Source organism: Mesorhizobium sp. Root552 (assembly GCF_001427285.1).
Taxonomy (GTDB): Bacteria; Pseudomonadota; Alphaproteobacteria; order Rhizobiales; family Rhizobiaceae; genus Mesorhizobium.
In genome coordinates, this window is the sequence record NZ_LMFV01000061.1 from 333,297 (window position 1) to 350,112 (window position 16,816).

The following is a 16,816-nucleotide window of genomic DNA, read 5'->3' on the forward strand; positions in this document are numbered from 1 at the left end:
TGGTCAGGTGATGACACTCGGCTTGTCGCGGCCGGTATGGCTGTGAATTCCGGCGATATCATCGGCGGCGGCAATCAGGTCGGCAAGGGCTGCTTGCGTTTCCATGCCGTGCTTTGACGGGTCGGGTTCGTAGCGCTCGATGTAAACGCGCAGCGTTGCCCCGCTGGTGCCGGTACCCGAGAGGCGGAAGACGACACGCGAGCCGCCTTCGAAAAGCACGCGAATGCCCTGATGCTCGCTGACCGAGCCATCGACCGGATCGTGATAGGCGAAGTCATCGGCCTTTTCGACGGTCAGGCCACGCACCCTGGTTCCGGGCAGCGACGCCAGTTTGCCGCGCAGTTCCGCAACCAGCGCATTGGCGCGCTCGGTCTCGACTTCCTCATAGTCGTGGCGCGAATAATAGTTGCGGCCGTAGGTGGCCCAGTGCTTGGTTACGATCTCCTTCACGCTTTCGCCACGCGCGGCGATGATGGAGAGCCACAGCAGAACCGCCCAAAGCCCGTCCTTCTCGCGCACATGGCTGGAGCCTGTGCCGGCGCTTTCCTCACCGCAGATCGTCGCCATGCCGGCATCGAGCAGGTTGCCGAAGAACTTCCAGCCGGTCGGCGTCTCATAGATGCCGACGCCCAGTTTCTCCGCGACGCGATCGGCGGCACCGCTGGTCGGCATGGAACGGGCGATGCCCGCCAGGCCCTTCCTGTAGCCGGGAGCCACGGTGGCGTTGGCGGCAAGCATGGCGACCGAATCCGACGGAGTTACGAATATGCCCTTGCCGATGATGAGGTTGCGGTCACCGTCGCCGTCCGAAGCCGCGCCGAAATCCGGCGCATCCGCGCCCATCATCTCGTCATAGAGATGCTTGGCGTGAACGAGGTTCGGATCGGGATGATGGCCGCCGAAATCGGGCAGCGGCTTGAAGTTGCGGCAGGTGCCTTCGGCAGCGCCCAGGCGATGCTCAAGAATCTCCTTGCCGTACGGACCGGTAACGGCATGCATGGCGTCGAAACGCATGCGGAAGCCTGATTCAAAAAGCTTTCGCAAGGCATTGAAATCGAACAGGCTTTCCATCAGCTCGGCGTAGTCCTTGACCGGATCGATGACCTCCACGGTCATTGCGCCAGCCTGTACTTTACCGATCTTGTCGATATCGATCTCACCGATGTCGGCGATCTTGTATTCACGGATCGTCTTCGACTTGGCGAAGATCGCATCGGTGATCTTTTCAGGCGCGGGTCCGCCATTCTCGGCATTGTACTTGATGCCGAAATCCTCATGCGGACCGCCGGGGTTGTGGCTGGCCGACAGGATGATGCCGCCGAAAGCCTTGTACTTGCGGATGACGTTGGAGGCGGCCGGCGTCGACAAAATGCCGCCCTGCCCGACCATCACCTTGCCGAAGCCGTTTGCTGCGGCAATGCCGAGCACCTTCTGGATGACCTCGCGATTGTAGAAGCGGCCATCCCCGCCGAGCACCAGCGTCTTGCCTTCGAAACCGTCCAACGCGTCGAAGATCGACTGGATGAAATTCTCCGCATAGTGCTCCTGCTGGAAAACCGGCACCTTCTTGCGCAGGCCGGACGTGCCCGGCTTCTGGTCGTCGTAAGGTTTGGTGGCGACGGTGCGTATCATCGGTCAGTCAGCCTTTTTGGAAACAAGCATGCGATAGAGATCAACGTATCTGGCAGCGCTTCGATCCCACGACACATCGGCCTTCATGCCTTGCCGCTGGATCGTCGTCCATACCGACGAATTGCCATAGGCTTCGATCATCCGATCGATCGCGTATAACAATGAACCCGCATTGTCCGGCTCGAACTGGAAACCGGTCGCAACGCCTGCCGCAAGGGCCGCATCGTTGGCGTCGATGATCGTGTCGGCCAGCCCGCCGGTGCGGGCAACCAGAGGCACGCAGCCGTAGCGCAAGCCGTAAAGCTGCGTCAGCCCGCACGGTTCGAACCGGGAGGGAATGACAATGGCGTCGCAGCCGCCCTGCATCAGATGGGACAGCTTCTCGTCATAGCCGACGACAACGCCTACCCGTCCGCGATGGCGCGCCGCCGCTGCCAGCAATGCGCCTTCAAGGCCGGCGTCGCCGGAGCCGAGGATCGCCAGCCGCGCACCTGCGGCGACGATGCCGTCCACCGCGGTCGCCAACGTATCGATGCCCTTTTGCCAGGTGAGACGGCTGACCACGCAAATGATCGGACCGGCATCGCTCTCCAGTGAAAACCGTCCCTCGACCGCGGCCTTGTTCGCCTTGCGCGCCTTCAGTGTCCTGGCCGAATACGCCGCAGCCAGTTGCTTGTCGGTCGCCGGGTCCCAGATATCGACATCGATGCCGTTGGCGATGCCGTATAGGTCAGCCGCGCGCATATTGATCAGCCCGTCCAGCCCCATGCCGAACTCCGGCGTGCGGATTTCCTGGGCATAGGTCGGGCTTACCGTCGTAATCGCCCACGCGGCCTGCAACCCGGCCTTCAGGAAGCCAACGCCGCCATAGTATTCGACGCCATCGACCGCCATTGCCTCGGCGGGCAGGCCAAGCCCGCCGAAAATGTCAGCGCCGAACCGTCCCTGAAATGCGAGGTTGTGCACCGTGATGAGCGACGGAACACCTGCCGCCTTGCCGTAGCGCATGTAAGCCAGCGTCATCGCGGCCTGCCAGTCATGGGCGTGCACGATGTCCGGCTGATAGCCCCTGACTGCGCCAGCAGCTATGTCGCCGCCGATGCGACCAAGTGCTGCGAAACGCCGCCAATTGTCCGGCCAGTCCGCGCCTGTCGCATCGCCATACGGTCCGCCGGGGCGGTCGAACAGATGCGGCGCATCGATGACGAGCAGGTCGAGCTCGCCAACCTTGGCGGCGTAGACACTGGTCTTGCCGCCATGAAGCTCCGGATATTGAAGGACGGCCTTTGCCTTCTTGAACCCTGCCATCACGGCGGGATAACCGGGAACGAGCGACCGCATCGCGACACCCTTGCCGGCCAGCGCGATGGGCAATGCCCCCGTCACATCGGCAAGCCCGCCGGTCTTGATCAACGGGAAAATCTCCGGCGTGACCGAGAGAACCTGCATGCGTTTACAGCCCCAGCTTGTCGATCATCGGCTGCGTAATCAGGCAGATGCCCTTTTCCGAGACGCGGAAGCGCTTGGCGTCGAGAACCGGGTCCTCGCCCACGACCAGCCCTTCCGGTATCTGGACGCCGTGATCGATGACAACATTGGTCAGCCGGGCGTTCCGACCGACCACGCAGTCCGGCAGCATGACGACATGATCGAGCGTCGAATAGGAATTGATGCGCGCGCCGGTGAAGATCAGGCTGCGCTTCAACGAAGCGCCCGAGACAATGCAGTCGCCCGACACCAGAGAAGACACCGCCATGCCGCGACGGCCGTCCTCGTCATGCACGAATTTCGCCGGCGGCTTCAATTCCGCATAGGTCCAGATCGGCCAGTCGCGGTCATAGAGGTCGAGTTCCGGCGTAACATCGGTAAGATCGATATTGGCCTCCCAGTAAGCATCGATTGTTCCGACATCGCGCCAATATGGCTCGCTTTCCATGCTGGAGCGCACGCAGGATTTGGCGAAGCGGTGGGCCACCGCCTTACCGTCCTTGACGATCAGCGGAATGATGTCCTTGCCGAAATCGCGGCTGGAATTGGGGTCGGCTGCATCCTTGCGCAGAAAGTCCATCAGGAATTTCGTGCGGAAGACATAGATGCCCATCGAGGCCAGCGCATGGTCCGGCTTGTCGGGGATGCCCGGCGGATCGGCCGGCTTCTCGATGAAGGAAATGATGTTGTCCTTCTTGTCGACATGCATGACGCCGAAGCCTGTCGCCTCCATGCGCGGCACTTCCAGGCAGCCGACCGTGACGTCCGCACCGGCATCGACATGCTGGCGCAGCATCAATTCGTAGTCCATCTTGTAGATGTGGTCGCCGGCAAGGATCACCATGAACTCGGGTCCGTAGCTCTCGATGATGTCGATGTTCTGGTAGACGGCATCGGCCGTGCCTTCATACCACTGCGTCTCGGAAACGCGCTGGCTGGCAGGCAGGATATCGAAGCTCTCGTTGCGTTCGGGGCGCAGGAAGTTCCAGCCCCTCTGCAAGTGGCGGATCAGCGAGTGCGCCTTGTACTGGGTCGCGACACCAAGGCGGCGAATGCCGGAGTTCAGCGCATTGGACAGGGCGAAGTCGATGATGCGCGTCTTGCCGCCGAAATAGACCGCCGGCTTGGCGCGGCGATCCGTCAGCTCTTTCAGCCGGCTGCCGCGGCCGCCCGCCAGCACATAGGCCATGGCGTCGCGCGCCAAAGGTTGGGTTCGCTTCGTCTCCACCATTTACACCCTCCCAAGACCACTCAGTCTGAAATGAACTCAAGCATGATCGTTGCCAGCGGGGGAAGGACAATGGATGCCGAAGCGCCGTCGCGCTCGCCCGTCGCCCTCACTGCACCGCCATTGCCCATGCCCGTGCCGCCATAATCGGCGGCATCCGTATTGATGATCTCGCGCCATGTTCCCGCGCGCGGCAGCGGCACGCGATAGTTGTCGCGCGGCACCGGCGTGAAATTGGAGACAACGGCAATCGGGTTGCCGCCCGGCGCCTTGCGCAGCCACGCAAAGACGGAATTTTCCTTGTCGTCGACGATCAGCCACGAGAAGCCTTCCGGTTCGCAATCACGCGCATGAAGCGCCGGCCGCGACCGGTAAAGATAGTTGAGATCGCGCACCACCTGCCGCACGCCCCGGTGCGGCGCATGGTCGAGCAGCGACCAATCGAGCGACCGCTCCTCGCTCCATTCGCGCCGCTGCGCGAACTCCTGCCCCATGAACAACAGCTTCTTGCCGGGATAGCCCCACATGAAGGCGTAGTAAGCACGCAGCGTCGCAAATTTCTGCCAGTCGTCCCCTGCCATCTTGCCAAGCAGCGTGCCTTTGCCGTGCACCACCTCGTCGTGGGAAAGCGGCAGTACGAAGTTCTCGCTGAAGGCATACATCAGCCCAAATGTCAGCTTGTCGTGGTGATATTTGCGGTGGACGGGTTCCTTGGCAAAATACTCCAGCGTGTCGTGCATGAAGCCCATGTTCCACTTGAAGCCGAAGCCGAGCCCGCCCTCATGCACGGGTTGCGACACCTTCGGCCATGACGTCGATTCCTCGGCGATGGTCATGACGCCGGGCTGATGGCCGTAGAGTTCCTTGTTCATCTTCTGCAGGAAGGCGACTGCTTCCAGATTCTCGCGCCCACCCTTTTCGTTGGGAATCCATTCGCCTTCCTTGCGCGAATAGTCGAGGTAGAGCATCGAGGCCACGGCATCCACGCGCAGACCATCGACGTGGTACTTCTCGGCCCAATAGAGCGCGTTATTTACCAGGAAGGATGCCACTTCGCGGCGGCCGAAATTGTAGATCAGCGTGTTCCAGTCGGGGTGGAAGCCCTTGCGCGGGTCGGCGTGCTCGTAGAGCGCAGTGCCGTCGAACCTCGCCAGCCCGTGCTCATCGACCGGGAAATGCGCCGGAACCCAGTCGAGGATGACGCCTACGCCAGCCCGATGTGCGCCGTCGACAAACCGCGCGAAACCTTCCGGATCGCCGAAGCGCGCCGTCGGCGCGTAGAGCCCGGTGGTCTGGTAGCCCCATGACGGATCATAGGGATGTTCGGAAATCGGCAGGAATTCGATGTGGGTGAAGCCTGTGTCCACCGCATAGGGAATCAGGCGCTCGGCCAACTCGTCCCATGACAGGAAGGTGCCATCGTCGCGCCGTTGCCACGAACCGGCATGCACCTCATAGATCGAAATCGCTTCGCGCCGCTGGTCGGCCTTTCGCCAGAACGAACGATGCGCTTCATCTCCCCATTGGTGGGAAAAAGGCGAGGCCGTCACCGATGCTGTCGCCGGGCGCAATTCCGACTTGAAAGCGAACGGGTCGGCCTTCAGCGGCAACCGCACACCCTTGCTGTCGATGATTTCATATTTGTACGGCCTGCCGGCGCCGATATCCGGCACGAAGATTTCCCAGATGCCGGTGTCCTGCCTGTCGCGCATGGCGTGCCGGCGGCCATCCCAGTCATTGAAATCTCCGACCACCGAAACGCGCCGTGCATTCGGGGCCCACACGGCGAAATGGACGCCGCTTGCACCTTCGTGCTCGATCTCATGCGCGCCCAGCTTGTCGAACAGGCGAAGATGCGAGCCCTCGGCGATGTAGTAATCGTCCATCGGGCCAAGCACCGGGCCGAACGAATACGGATCGGTCAGCCACCAGTCGCCACCGGCATTGCGGGCGTGGTATCGCAGCGGCTGGCGCTTGCGGATGCCAAGCTTGCCCTCGAAAAAGCCAGCCGCATCGCGCCGCGCCAGTTCTCCCGTTTTCCTGCCGGCCAAGGTGTAGGCCGTCACGGCCTCCGCATTCGGCATGAAGCAGCGCGCAAAGAAGGATTTCCCGACCTGCTGGACGCCCAACACCGCAAACGGGTTGCCATGCGTTGCGCAGACGATCGCCGCCACATCGCTTGCGGCGGCCATCCCCTCCGGCTCGCTTGGCGCAGTCGTCGCGCGCGGCCCCTTGGTCAAGCTGTTCCTCCCTAGGGTCAGGACCCGGAATGAGACCCTGGCCACCGGTCAATGCAATCACATCAAGCTGACACGTTCCAGATGTCTTTGGCGTACTGGCGGATGGTGCGGTCGGATGAGAACCAGCCGACGCGCGCCACATTGTGGATCGCTCTTGCGTACCAGTCGGGACCGTTGCGCCAGACGCCGTCCACCTCGCGCTGGGTCGCGGCATAAGCGTCGAAGTCGGCGGCAACCATGAACCAGTCGGTGTTGTAGAGGTCGTCCATCAAGGCGCGGTAGCGCTGGGGGTCGTCAGGCGAAAAGACGCCCGAGGCGATGGCGGCCACCGCCTGCCTCAATTCCGGCGACGCGTCGATGACGGAATGCGGTGCATAGCCGCTCGCCCGGCGCTCGGCGACCTCATTGGCCTTCAGGCCGAAAATGAAGATGTTGTCGTCGCCGACCCGTTCCTTGATCTCGACGTTGGCCCCGTCCAGCGTGCCGATGGTCAATGCACCGTTCAAGGCGAACTTCATGTTGCCGGTGCCGGACGCTTCCATTCCGGCGGTCGATATCTGCTCGGACAAATCCGCCGCCGGCATCATGATCTCGGCGGTGCTGACATTGTAGTTCGGCACGAACACCATCTTGAGCAGGCCGCGCACCGATGGATCGTGGTTTATGACCCGGGCGACGTCATTGATCAGCTTTATGATGAGCTTGGCGTTGTGGTAGCTGGGCGCCGCCTTGCCGCCGAAGAACTTGACCCGCGGCATCCAGTCCCGCTCCGGATGCGACCTGATCTGGTCGTAGAGCGCGACAGCCTCGATCACGTTGAGAAGCTGGCGCTTGTATTCATGGATACGCTTGATCTGGATGTCGAAAAGCGCCGACGGATCGACCCTGATGCCGAGGCGTTCGGAAACCAGATTGGCCAGCCGCGCCTTGTTGAGGCGCTTCACGCCGGCGAATTTCTCGCGGAAAGCCGCATCTTGCGCAAAGCCCTCCAGATCCCGGATCGCTTCGATGTCGTCGAGGAACCGGTCGCCGATCGCCTCGCGCGCAAGGGCAGTCAAATCCGGATTGCACTGGATCAGCCAGCGCCGGGGCGTGATGCCGTTGGTCTTGTTGTTGATGCGGTCCGGGTAAAGCCGGTGCAGGTCGGCGAAGACGGTTTCCTTCATCAGCTCCGTGTGCAGCGCCGAAACACCGTTGATCGAATGTGAGCCGACGAAGGCCAGGTTGCCCATGCGCACGCGGCGCTCGCCGTTTTCCTGGATCAGCGAAATCGCCGCGATCTGCTCGCCCGAGAAACGGTTGCTGGCGCGGGCTTCCAGCAAAATCTCGGCATTGATGGCATAGATGATCTGCATATGGCGCGGCAAAAGCCGCTCGAACAGCGGCACCGGCCAGCTTTCAAGCGCTTCCGGCAAGAGGGTGTGATTGGTGTAGGCGAAGGTGCGCCTGGTGATATCCCAGGCCTGGTCGAAGTCGATGCCGTGCACATCCATCAAGAGCCGCATCAGTTCAGGCACGGCAACCGCCGGATGGGTGTCATTCAGATGGATCGCGGCCTTGTCCGGCAACGACTTGAGATCGCCATATTGGCTGAGATGCCGTTGCACGATGTCTTGCAGGGAGGCAGTGGAGAAGAAATACTCCTGCCTCAGCCTGAGTTCCTGCCCCTCCTTGTGGGAATCGGCCGGATAAAGCACGCGCGACAAGGCATCGGCCTTGTTGCTCTCGGCCAGCGCTCCAATGTGGTCGCCGGCATTGAAGCGGTCGAGCAGGATCGGGTCGACCGGCATGCCGGCCCAAAGCCTCAATGTATTGACGCGGTTCGCCCGCCAGCCCACCACAGGCGTATCGTAGGCGACGGCCAGCACATGTTCGGTCGGCTTCCAGACATGACGTTCCAGCCTGCCATCGCGCGAGGTGATGGATTCAACCGAACCGCCGAAGCCGACCTCGAATGAGCGCTCCCGGCGCTCGAATTCCCAGGGGTTGCCGTGGTCAAGCCAAGTCTCGGGCAGTTCCACCTGCCAGCCGTCCTGAATCTCCTGCCTGAACATGCCGTTTGCGTAACGAATGCCATAGCCGTGCGCCGGAATGCCGACGCTCGCCATCGATTCCATGAAACATGCCGCAAGGCGGCCGAGCCCGCCATTGCCGAGCGCTGCGTCCGGCTCCAGCGCCGCGATGACATCAAGATCGACGCCGAGCGACGACAGCGCCGCGCGCATGTTGTCCATCAATCCGAGATTGGAGAAGGCATCCCGCATCAGGCGCCCGATCAGGAATTCCAGCGACAGGTAGTAGACCCGCTTTTCCTTCTGGTCGTAGGCCTCCTTGGTGCCGCTGATCCAGTGGTCGATGATGCGGTCACGCACGACCTTGATCGAGGCCGTCAGCCAATCGTGCTGGGTGGCAACCGTGGTGTCCTTGCCCAGCCGATATTTCAGTGCATTCAGCACTTCGCCGGCCAAAGTGGCCGGGTCGGCGTCAATAGGGAGCGATGCGGGAATTTCGGCTGTCATAACTCGCGTCATATCACCTCTCGACGCCTGGAGATCGATCCGCCCGCACCGGTTGTGCTATCGGCTTCTACTCCATCGCCACTATTAATCGGCGCGCGCAATTATTCAATCGATTTAGCCCAGCCAAAAATGCAGGTCTTCCACCGCATTTTTGCGAGATCAAGCCGCCAGCGCAGCCTCCGGCGGCGGCTTTGCGCCTGTCATGAAGGCCACGGCATCGGACATCGTGTATTGTTTCGGATCGATCACCGTCAGCCGCCGGCCCAACCTGTGGATGTGGATGCGATCGGCGACTTCGAATACGTGCGGCATGTTGTGCGAGATCAGCACGATCGGCAGCCCGCGCTTTTTGACGTCGAGGATGAGTTCCAGGACGCGGCGCGATTCCTTGACGCCAAGGGCAGCCGTCGGCTCGTCCATGATGACCACCTTGGACCCGAAGGCGGCAGCCCGCGCCACGGCCACGCCCTGACGCTGGCCGCCAGACAGCGTTTCCACCGCCTGGCTGATGTTCTGGATCGTCATCAAGCCGAGTTCGGTCAGCTTTTCACGCGCCCGTTTTTCCATTGCCGGCCGGTCAAGCATTCTGAGCCACTGCCCCATGAAGCCCGGGCGGCGGATTTCGCGGCCAAGGAACATGTTGTCGGCAATCGAGAGCGCGGGCGACAGCGCCAGGTTCTGGTAGACGGTCTCGATGCCGGCATTGCGCGCTTCCATCGGCGACTTGAACGAAATCGGCTGGCCATCCAGCCTGATTTCGCCCTCATCTGGCGTGACTGCGCCGGAAATCGCCTTGATAAGCGAGGATTTTCCCGCGCCGTTGTCACCGATGACCGCGAGGATTTCACCGGGGTAGAGATCGAAGTCGGCATTGTCCAATGCGGTCACGCGTCCATAGCGCTTGACCAATCCGCGAGCGGTTAGAATGGGTTCCTGTGCCATCAGCCAGCCACCTTCCTGATCCACTGGTCGACCGCGACCGCAACGATGATGAGAACGCCGATCAACAGATAGGTCCATTGCGGATCGGTGCCGATCAGCCTGAGCGCCAGCGAAAAGACACCGACGATCAACGCGCCGAACAACATACCGAGGATCGATCCGCGCCCGCCGAACAGCGAGATGCCACCGATCACCACGGCGGTAATCGATTCGATATTGGCGAACTGGCCTGAAGTCGGCGACACCGAACCGATGCGACCGATCAAGGCCCATCCCGCGAGTGCGCAAATCAGCCCGGCAAGGACATAGACGGAAATCAGCATCCTGCCGACATTGACGCCGGAGAGTTCGGCGGCATCCGGGTCGTCGCCGACCGCGTAGACATGACGGCCCCACGCCGTGTGATTGAGCACATACCAGAGCAGCACGACGAGCAGCACCATGGCGATGACGCCATAGGTGAAGACGGCATTGCCCAGCCGAAGGTTCTGGCCGAAAAACTGCAGGATCGGCGCTTGCGTCTCGATATCCTGCGCGCGGATGGTCTCGTTGGCCGAATAGAGGAAATTGGCCGCCAGTACGATCTGCCAGGTGCCGAGGGTAACGATGAAAGGCGGTAGCTTCATGCGCGCCACCAGCCATCCGTTGAGGAAGCCGCAGGCCGCGCCCACGGCGAAACCGCAGAGAATGGCAAGCGGCGCAGGAAGTCCGTAGCGGAAGGTGAATTGTCCCATCACCACCGAAGACAGCACCATTATCGCGCCCACCGACAGGTCGATGCCCGCCGTGAGGATAACGAGGGTCTGGGCTGCGCCGATGATGCCGACGATCGCCACCTGTTGCAGGATCAGCGTCAGCGAAAAGGCGGAAAAGAACTTGCCGCCGATGACGAATGCGAAAACCAGAAGCGAAGCGATCAGGACGATAAGAGGGACCGCCGCGGGACTTGAGTGCAGGAAGTGCTGCACCTTTTCGATCCCCGACCGCTCATGCGTGTCGAATCTGGCGACCGAGGCATCGCTGCCGGTCAGAACCTTTTCGAATTCCTGTGGCTGCGCACGATGCGCCGAAGCGTCAGTCATCCGGCCCTCCTCCCTGGAGTTGCTCCCTACCGACATGCGAGAGAGCGGCCTCAACCGCTCTCTCCGGTCGATACTCTGCCTAAGCGTGGGTCACATCAACCCCAGCAGAGTTCTGTGCCCTTGGCGACGTCGATGGAGTCGACGCCGGCAGCGGGCTTGGCCGTAACCAGGGCCACGCCGGTATCGAAGAACGACTTGCCTTCTGTATTCTTCGGCTTCTCGCCGGAGTCCGCGAACTTCTTGATCGCCTCGATGCCAAGCGAGGCCATCAGCAGCGGATATTGCTGCGAGGTCGCGCCGATGATGCCGGCCTCGACGTTCTTCACGCCCGGGCAGCCGCCATCGACGGAAACGATGAGCACGTTCTTTTCCATGCCGACGGCCTTGAGCGCTTCATAGGCACCGGCAGCAGCCGGTTCGTTGATCGTATGGACGACATTGATCGCCGGATCCTTCTGGAGAAGGTTCTCCATGGCCTTGCGGCCGCCTTCCTCGTTGCCGTTGGTCACGTCGTGGCCGACGATGCGGGCATCGTCCTCGTCACCGATCCTGTTGATGTCCTTGGTGTCGATGCCGAAGCCCTTCATGAAGCCCTGGTCGCGCAGCACGTCCACGGTCGGCTGCGACGGCGTCAGGTCGAGGAAGGCGATCTTGGCATCCTTGGCAGCGTCGCCCAAAGTGGCTGCGGCCCACTTGCCGATCAGTTCGCCGGCGAGAAGATTGTCCGTCGCAAAGGTTGCATCGGCAGCATCTGCGGGCTCAAGCGGCGTATCCAGCGCGATGACCAGAATGCCGGCGTCGCGCGCCTTCTTCACCGCAGGCACGATGCCTGCCGTGTCGGAGGCGGTCAAAAGGATACCCTTTGCGCCATCGGCGATGCAGCTTTCGATCGCAGCGACCTGGCTTTCGCTGTCACCGTCGATCTTGCCCGCATAGGATTTGAGATCGACGCCCAACTCCTTCGCCTTGGCCGTCGCGCCTTCCTTCATCTTCACGAAGAAGGGGTTGGTGTCGGTCTTGGTGATCAGGCAGGCGCTGACGCCGGCTGCCGAGGCAGGCACGGCAAGAGCGACGAGCCCAAACGCAGACGCACAAAACAGTGCAGTCCTGAACGCAGACATTCTCATAAGAAACCTCCCAGAAAATAATGCGGCGCCAGCTCATACCGGTGCCTTGACGCGAGCGCATGCAATGCTTCCCGGCAGCGCCCTCGCACAAAACAAACACCACGGCTTTACAAGAGTCAATAATTAAATCACTCTTATTTATTATTGACTCTGTTGCGTCCATCACACATTCTGGCAAAAGGACGCGAGGGATTGGCGGAGGAGCTCGGTGGAAACCGGCACTGCAAAGCACAGCCCGCCTGAACCGGCCGAAAGCCGATTTCATCGCGGCACAAATCAGAGCGGGATGCGAGACCACAACGAGCGGCTCGTGCTGTCGCTCGTGCGCCAGCATGGCAGCCTCGCCAAGTCCGATATTGCCCGCATGACGGGGCTGTCGGCGCAGACGGTTTCGGTCATCATGCGCGAGCTCGAGGATGACGGCCTGCTTCTGCGGCAGGCGCCCCAGCGCGGCAAAATCGGCCAGCCCTCGATCCCGATGGCGCTCAACCCCGACGGCGCCTATTTCATCGGCCTCAAGATCGGACGGCGCAGCGCCGAACTCGTCCTCATCGATTTCCTCGGCAAGGTGCGCGCGGCCGAACAGCTTTCCTACCGATACCCGACACCGCGCGAGACGGTGGCTTTCGTGGCATCGGGCATGGCAAAGCTTCGGGGCAGCCTCGACGCCGGCCGGGAAAAGCGCATTGCCGGCCTTGGCATCGCCATGCCGTTCGAATTGTGGAACTGGGTCGATACCGCCGGTGCGCCGCGCCAGATCATGGACGAGTGGCGTCATCGCGACGTGCGCACCGACGTGCAAGCCTTGTGCGATTTCCCCGTCTACCTGCAAAACGACGCCACCTCTGCCTGCGGGGCCGAACTCGTATTCGGCCAGTCGAGCGGCCTGCGCGACTTCGTCTATTTCTACATCGGCGCCTTTGCCGGCGGCGGGATCGTGCTGGACGGCCGTCTCTACAGCGGCCCGACCGGCAACGCCGGCGCGCTCGGCTCCATGCTGGTTCCCGGCCCCGGCGGAAAACAGGCCCAGCTCATCGACATCGCCTCGGTCGCAGTGCTCGAAAAGGAACTCAATGCCCACGGCATCGAAGCGCCGCATTTGTGGACCTCGCCGGAAGATTGGGGCGAACTCGGCCCGACGCTCGACGAATGGATCATCCAGGCCGCCGACGCGCTTGCCCACGCCATCATCTCTGCCACTTCCGTCATCGACTTCGAGGCCGCCGTCATCGACGGCTGGATGCCTGTCTCCGTGCGGGGAAAACTGGTCGATGCGGTTCGCAAGGTGATTGGAAGCATCGACGCAGAGGGCCTCACCGTCCCCAAGGTCCACGAAGGAACCGTCGGCGTGCACGCCCGCGCCCTCGGCGCCGCCAGCCTGCCCCTGTCGGAACGATTTCTCATTCGGCCAACCATGATCGCCGGGGGAACCTGAAAATGCTGATTGGAATACCGCCCGTGCTCGGGCCGGAGTTGCTGGCCGTGCTGCGCGCCATGGGCCATGGCGACGAGATCGCCATCGTCGATGGAAACTATCCGGCGGAACAGGAGGCAACCCGGCTGATCCGCGCCGACGGCCTCGAGATCATCCCGGTTCTGGACGCCATCCTCGCCGTCCTGCCGGTGGACGATTTCGTGCCGGACGCGCTGTTCCGTTCATCGGTCAAGGGCGACCCCAAGCTGGCCGATCCCGTCCATGACGAGATGGCGGCGGTCTGCGCCAGGCGTGCGCCGGGCCGCAAGTTGGTTGCGATGCAGGGCGCCGAATTCTACGCCCGCGCCCGCGCCGCGCATGCAATGGTCGCCACCAGCGAGCCGCGCCTCTACGCCAACATCATCATCCGCAAGGGCGTCATCTATCCGCAGGGGACCGGCAAGGCATGATCCTGTGCTGCGGCGAGGCGCTGATCGACATGTTGCCGCGCGAGACGACGCTCGGCGAGCCTGCCTTTGCGCCCTATGCCGGCGGCGCTGTGTTCAACACGGCGATTGCGCTCGGGCGGCTCGGCGCGCCAGCCGGTTTCTTTTCCGGCCTGTCGTCCGATCTGTTCGGCATCCAGTTGAAGAAGGTGCTCGGCGAGAGCAAGGTCGATTGCGGCTACGCCCACACCTCCCCTCGCCCGACGACGCTCGCCTTCGTCCATCTCAAGGACGGCCACGCGACCTACGTGTTCTACGACGAGAACACCGCCGGCCGCATGCTGACGGCGGCGGACCTGCCCAGGCTGGGCGACGAAGTCGAGGCGATGCTGTTCGGGGCCATCAGCCTGATCTCGGAACCAGCCGGGGCGGCTTACGAGGAATTCATGCGCCGCGAGCAAAACCGCCGCGTGACCATGCTCGACCCGAATATCCGGCCAAACTTCATCCCGGACCGTGAAAAGCACCAGCGGCGCATTCGCGCCATGATGGCGATGGCCGACATCGTGAAGGTCTCCGACGAGGATCTCGACTGGTTCGGCGAGCCGGGCTCGCGTGAAGAGGTCGTGCACCGCTGGCTTGATCGCGGCCCCAAGCTCATCATCGTCACTCATGGCGGCGAAGGCGCTGTCGGCTACACCAAGGCCGGCGCCGTCACCGTGGTTCCCGACAAGGTGAAGGTGGTCGATACGGTCGGAGCGGGAGACACCTTCAATGGCGGCGTGCTGGCCTCGCTGCATGAGCAGGGCCTTTTGACCAAGACGGCAGTCGCCAAGCTGTCGCAAGAGGCCGTCCACAAGGCCCTGAGCCTCGGCGCAAAGGCCGCGGCCGTCACCGTCTCGCGCGCCGGCGCCAATCCCCCCTGGCGGCACGAAATCGCCTGAGCGGCCGCCGCAAGCCCTTGATCACTTTATGTTTCGGCACTGCAGCATTGAACCAGCTACTTGCCCCCGCTTGTGCGCCAAGCTTGAATTTGCGGGCCTTTGCGCGCCAAATTCCGCCACATAGCGGTAACATCGGAGAGGCTTGGTCGAATGGAGAGCCGGGCCTGCCGCTTTTCCGGCCCCACCAACTCTGATACCAGCACGCCAATCTCTGGCTCATACTATTGGAACAGACATGCAATTCATCGATCTCGGCGCTCAGCGCGAACGCATCCGTGACAGGCTGAAGGCGGCAATCGACAAGGTCGTGAACGAGGGCCGCTATATCCTCGGACCCGAAGTCGCGGAATTCGAAAACAAGCTGGCCGCCTATGTCGGCGTCAAGCACGTCGTCGCCTGCGCCAACGGCACCGATGCGCTGCTGTTGCCGCTCTATGCCAATGGCATTGGCCCAGGCGATGCTGTCTTCGTTCCGAGCTTCACCTTTGCCGCCACCGCCGAAGTGGTTGCGCTCGCCAAGGCCGAACCGGTGTTCGTCGATGTCGATGCAGACACCTACAACATCGACATTGCCAGCCTCGAGGCGGCAATCGCCATGGTCAAGGCCGAGGGCCGGTTGAAGCCCAAGGCGATCATCCCGGTCGACCTGTTCGGACTGTCAGCCGACTACGAGGCGATCATGGCCATCGCCAGGCGCGAAAACCTGCTGGTCATCGAGGATGCCGCCCAGTCGATCGGCGGTTCCAGCGAAGGCCGCATGTGCGGCGCGTTCGGCCATGTCGCCGGCACCAGCTTCTATCCGGCCAAGCCGCTCGGCTGCTACGGCGACGGCGGCGCGATGTTCACCAATGACGGCGCGCTGGCCGAGAAGCTGCGTTCCTTCGCCTTCCACGGCAAGGGCGAGACGCAGTACGACAACGTCCATGTCGGCATCAATTCGCGCCTCGACACCTTGCAGGCGGCGATCCTGATCGAGAAGCTCGCCATCCTCGAAGACGAGATGGTCGCGCGCCAGAAGGTTGCCGGCCGCTATGCCGAGGGTTTGGGCGACATCGTCAAGGCGTCGGCAAACCTGTCCGGCAGCCGCTCGGCCTGGGCTCAGTATGCCATCGAGACGCCGAAGCGCGACGGCCTCAAGGCGCATCTGCAGGAAAAAGGCATCCCCTCGGTCATCTACTACGTGAAGCCGCTGCATGCGCAGGTCGCCTATCGCGACTATCCAAGGACGCCGACCGGACTTGCCGTATCCGAAACGCTGCCCGAGCGCATCCTGTGCCTGCCGATGCACCCCTATCTCAGCGAATCCGACCAGGATCGGATCATCGAGACGATCCGCAACTACATCGGCTCCAATTCGGCCGAGGCGGCTGCGTAGAAAAGTTGCTGAGGACGTCACCCATCCCTTTTGCAGACCTGCAGCGCCAACACTGATGCCCCCTCTCCCAACGCGGGGAGGGTCGGTCCGCTTTGCGGGTCGGATGCATCGCCAGGCACCCCCCTCTGGCCTGCCGGCCATCTCCCCCTCAGGTGGGGAGATCGGCAGCTTCCAGGTTACAGCCAACTCTGTGACTTCATTGCGGGATATCACGTCGCAATCGGGTGATCTCCCCACTTGAGGGGGAGATGGCCGGCAGGCCAGAGGGGGGTGTGGGCCCTATGAGGTTTCTGATTGAATGGTGGACAAATCACGCCTCTAAGCAGACACCTCCACCCTACTTATCCCCACCCTCCCGCGTCTCTCCCATAATCCGCCC

Annotated in this window: 12 protein-coding genes; 4 read left to right on the top strand and 8 right to left on the bottom strand. The window is 62.4% G+C overall.

All coding sequences use genetic code 11. The features are described from left to right. Positions 1-3: 3 nt before the first annotated feature. From ASD50_RS20785 to ASD50_RS20820, 8 genes are all read right to left on the bottom strand, one after another. Positions 4-1,632 carry an alpha-D-glucose phosphate-specific phosphoglucomutase gene (locus tag ASD50_RS20785; protein ID WP_056245719.1) on the bottom strand — a complete coding sequence of 543 codons (1,629 nt, stop codon included), beginning with the start codon at positions 1,630-1,632 and terminating at the stop codon, positions 4-6. 3 nt (positions 1,633-1,635) lie between these two features. Beyond that, positions 1,636-3,081 carry a glycogen synthase GlgA gene (gene glgA, locus ASD50_RS20790; protein WP_056245722.1) on the bottom strand — a complete coding sequence of 482 codons (1,446 nt, stop codon included), beginning with the start codon at positions 3,079-3,081 and terminating at the stop codon, positions 1,636-1,638. A gap of 4 nt (positions 3,082-3,085) precedes the next feature. Then, entirely contained in the window at positions 3,086-4,351 is a 1,266-nt protein-coding gene (gene glgC / locus ASD50_RS20795; protein WP_056245725.1) for a glucose-1-phosphate adenylyltransferase, read from the bottom strand. A gap of 20 nt (positions 4,352-4,371) precedes the next feature. Next, the gene (gene glgB / locus ASD50_RS20800; RefSeq protein WP_056245865.1) at positions 4,372-6,540 is read right to left on the bottom strand and encodes a 1,4-alpha-glucan branching protein GlgB; all 2,169 of its coding nucleotides are present in this window, start codon (positions 6,538-6,540) and stop codon (positions 4,372-4,374) included. A 110-nt stretch (positions 6,541-6,650) separates the two neighbouring features. Further along, positions 6,651-9,119: a glycogen/starch/alpha-glucan phosphorylase gene (locus tag ASD50_RS20805; RefSeq protein ID WP_056245727.1), complete on the bottom strand. Its 2,469-nt coding sequence runs from the start codon at positions 9,117-9,119 to the stop codon at positions 6,651-6,653. Positions 9,120-9,266: 147 nt separating this feature from the next. Next, complete coding sequence (locus ASD50_RS20810; RefSeq protein ID WP_056245868.1) at positions 9,267-10,049, bottom strand: ATP-binding cassette domain-containing protein; 783 nt, start codon at positions 10,047-10,049, stop codon at positions 9,267-9,269. Beyond that, a complete protein-coding gene (locus tag ASD50_RS20815) occupies positions 10,049-11,131 on the bottom strand; it encodes an ABC transporter permease (protein ID WP_056245732.1) in 1,083 nt (360 codons plus the stop codon). Before ASD50_RS20815 ends, ASD50_RS20810 begins: the two co-directional genes overlap by 1 nt. A gap of 95 nt (positions 11,132-11,226) precedes the next feature. Continuing rightward, entirely contained in the window at positions 11,227-12,252 is a 1,026-nt protein-coding gene (locus ASD50_RS20820) for a sugar ABC transporter substrate-binding protein (RefSeq protein ID WP_413813914.1), read from the bottom strand. Positions 12,253-12,466: 214 nt separating this feature from the next. Here ASD50_RS20820 and ASD50_RS20825 point away from each other — a divergent pair, with 214 nt between their 5' ends. From ASD50_RS20825 to ASD50_RS20840, 4 genes are all read left to right on the top strand, one after another. Further along, a complete protein-coding gene (locus ASD50_RS20825; protein WP_056245737.1) occupies positions 12,467-13,693 on the top strand; it encodes an ROK family transcriptional regulator in 1,227 nt (408 codons plus the stop codon). Positions 13,694-13,695: 2 nt separating this feature from the next. Next, positions 13,696-14,142, top strand: a complete 447-nt coding sequence (locus tag ASD50_RS20830) for an RbsD/FucU family protein (RefSeq protein WP_056245740.1) — start codon at positions 13,696-13,698, stop codon at positions 14,140-14,142. Continuing rightward, positions 14,139-15,062 (top strand): carbohydrate kinase family protein, encoded by a 924-nt coding sequence (locus ASD50_RS20835; protein WP_056245743.1) that lies wholly within the window; start codon positions 14,139-14,141, stop codon positions 15,060-15,062. The genes ASD50_RS20830 and ASD50_RS20835 overlap by 4 nt, the downstream gene beginning before the upstream one ends. Before the next feature lie 235 nt (positions 15,063-15,297). Further along, the gene (locus tag ASD50_RS20840) at positions 15,298-16,437 is read left to right on the top strand and encodes a DegT/DnrJ/EryC1/StrS family aminotransferase (RefSeq protein ID WP_056245746.1); all 1,140 of its coding nucleotides are present in this window, start codon (positions 15,298-15,300) and stop codon (positions 16,435-16,437) included. Positions 16,438-16,816 lie beyond the last annotated feature (379 nt).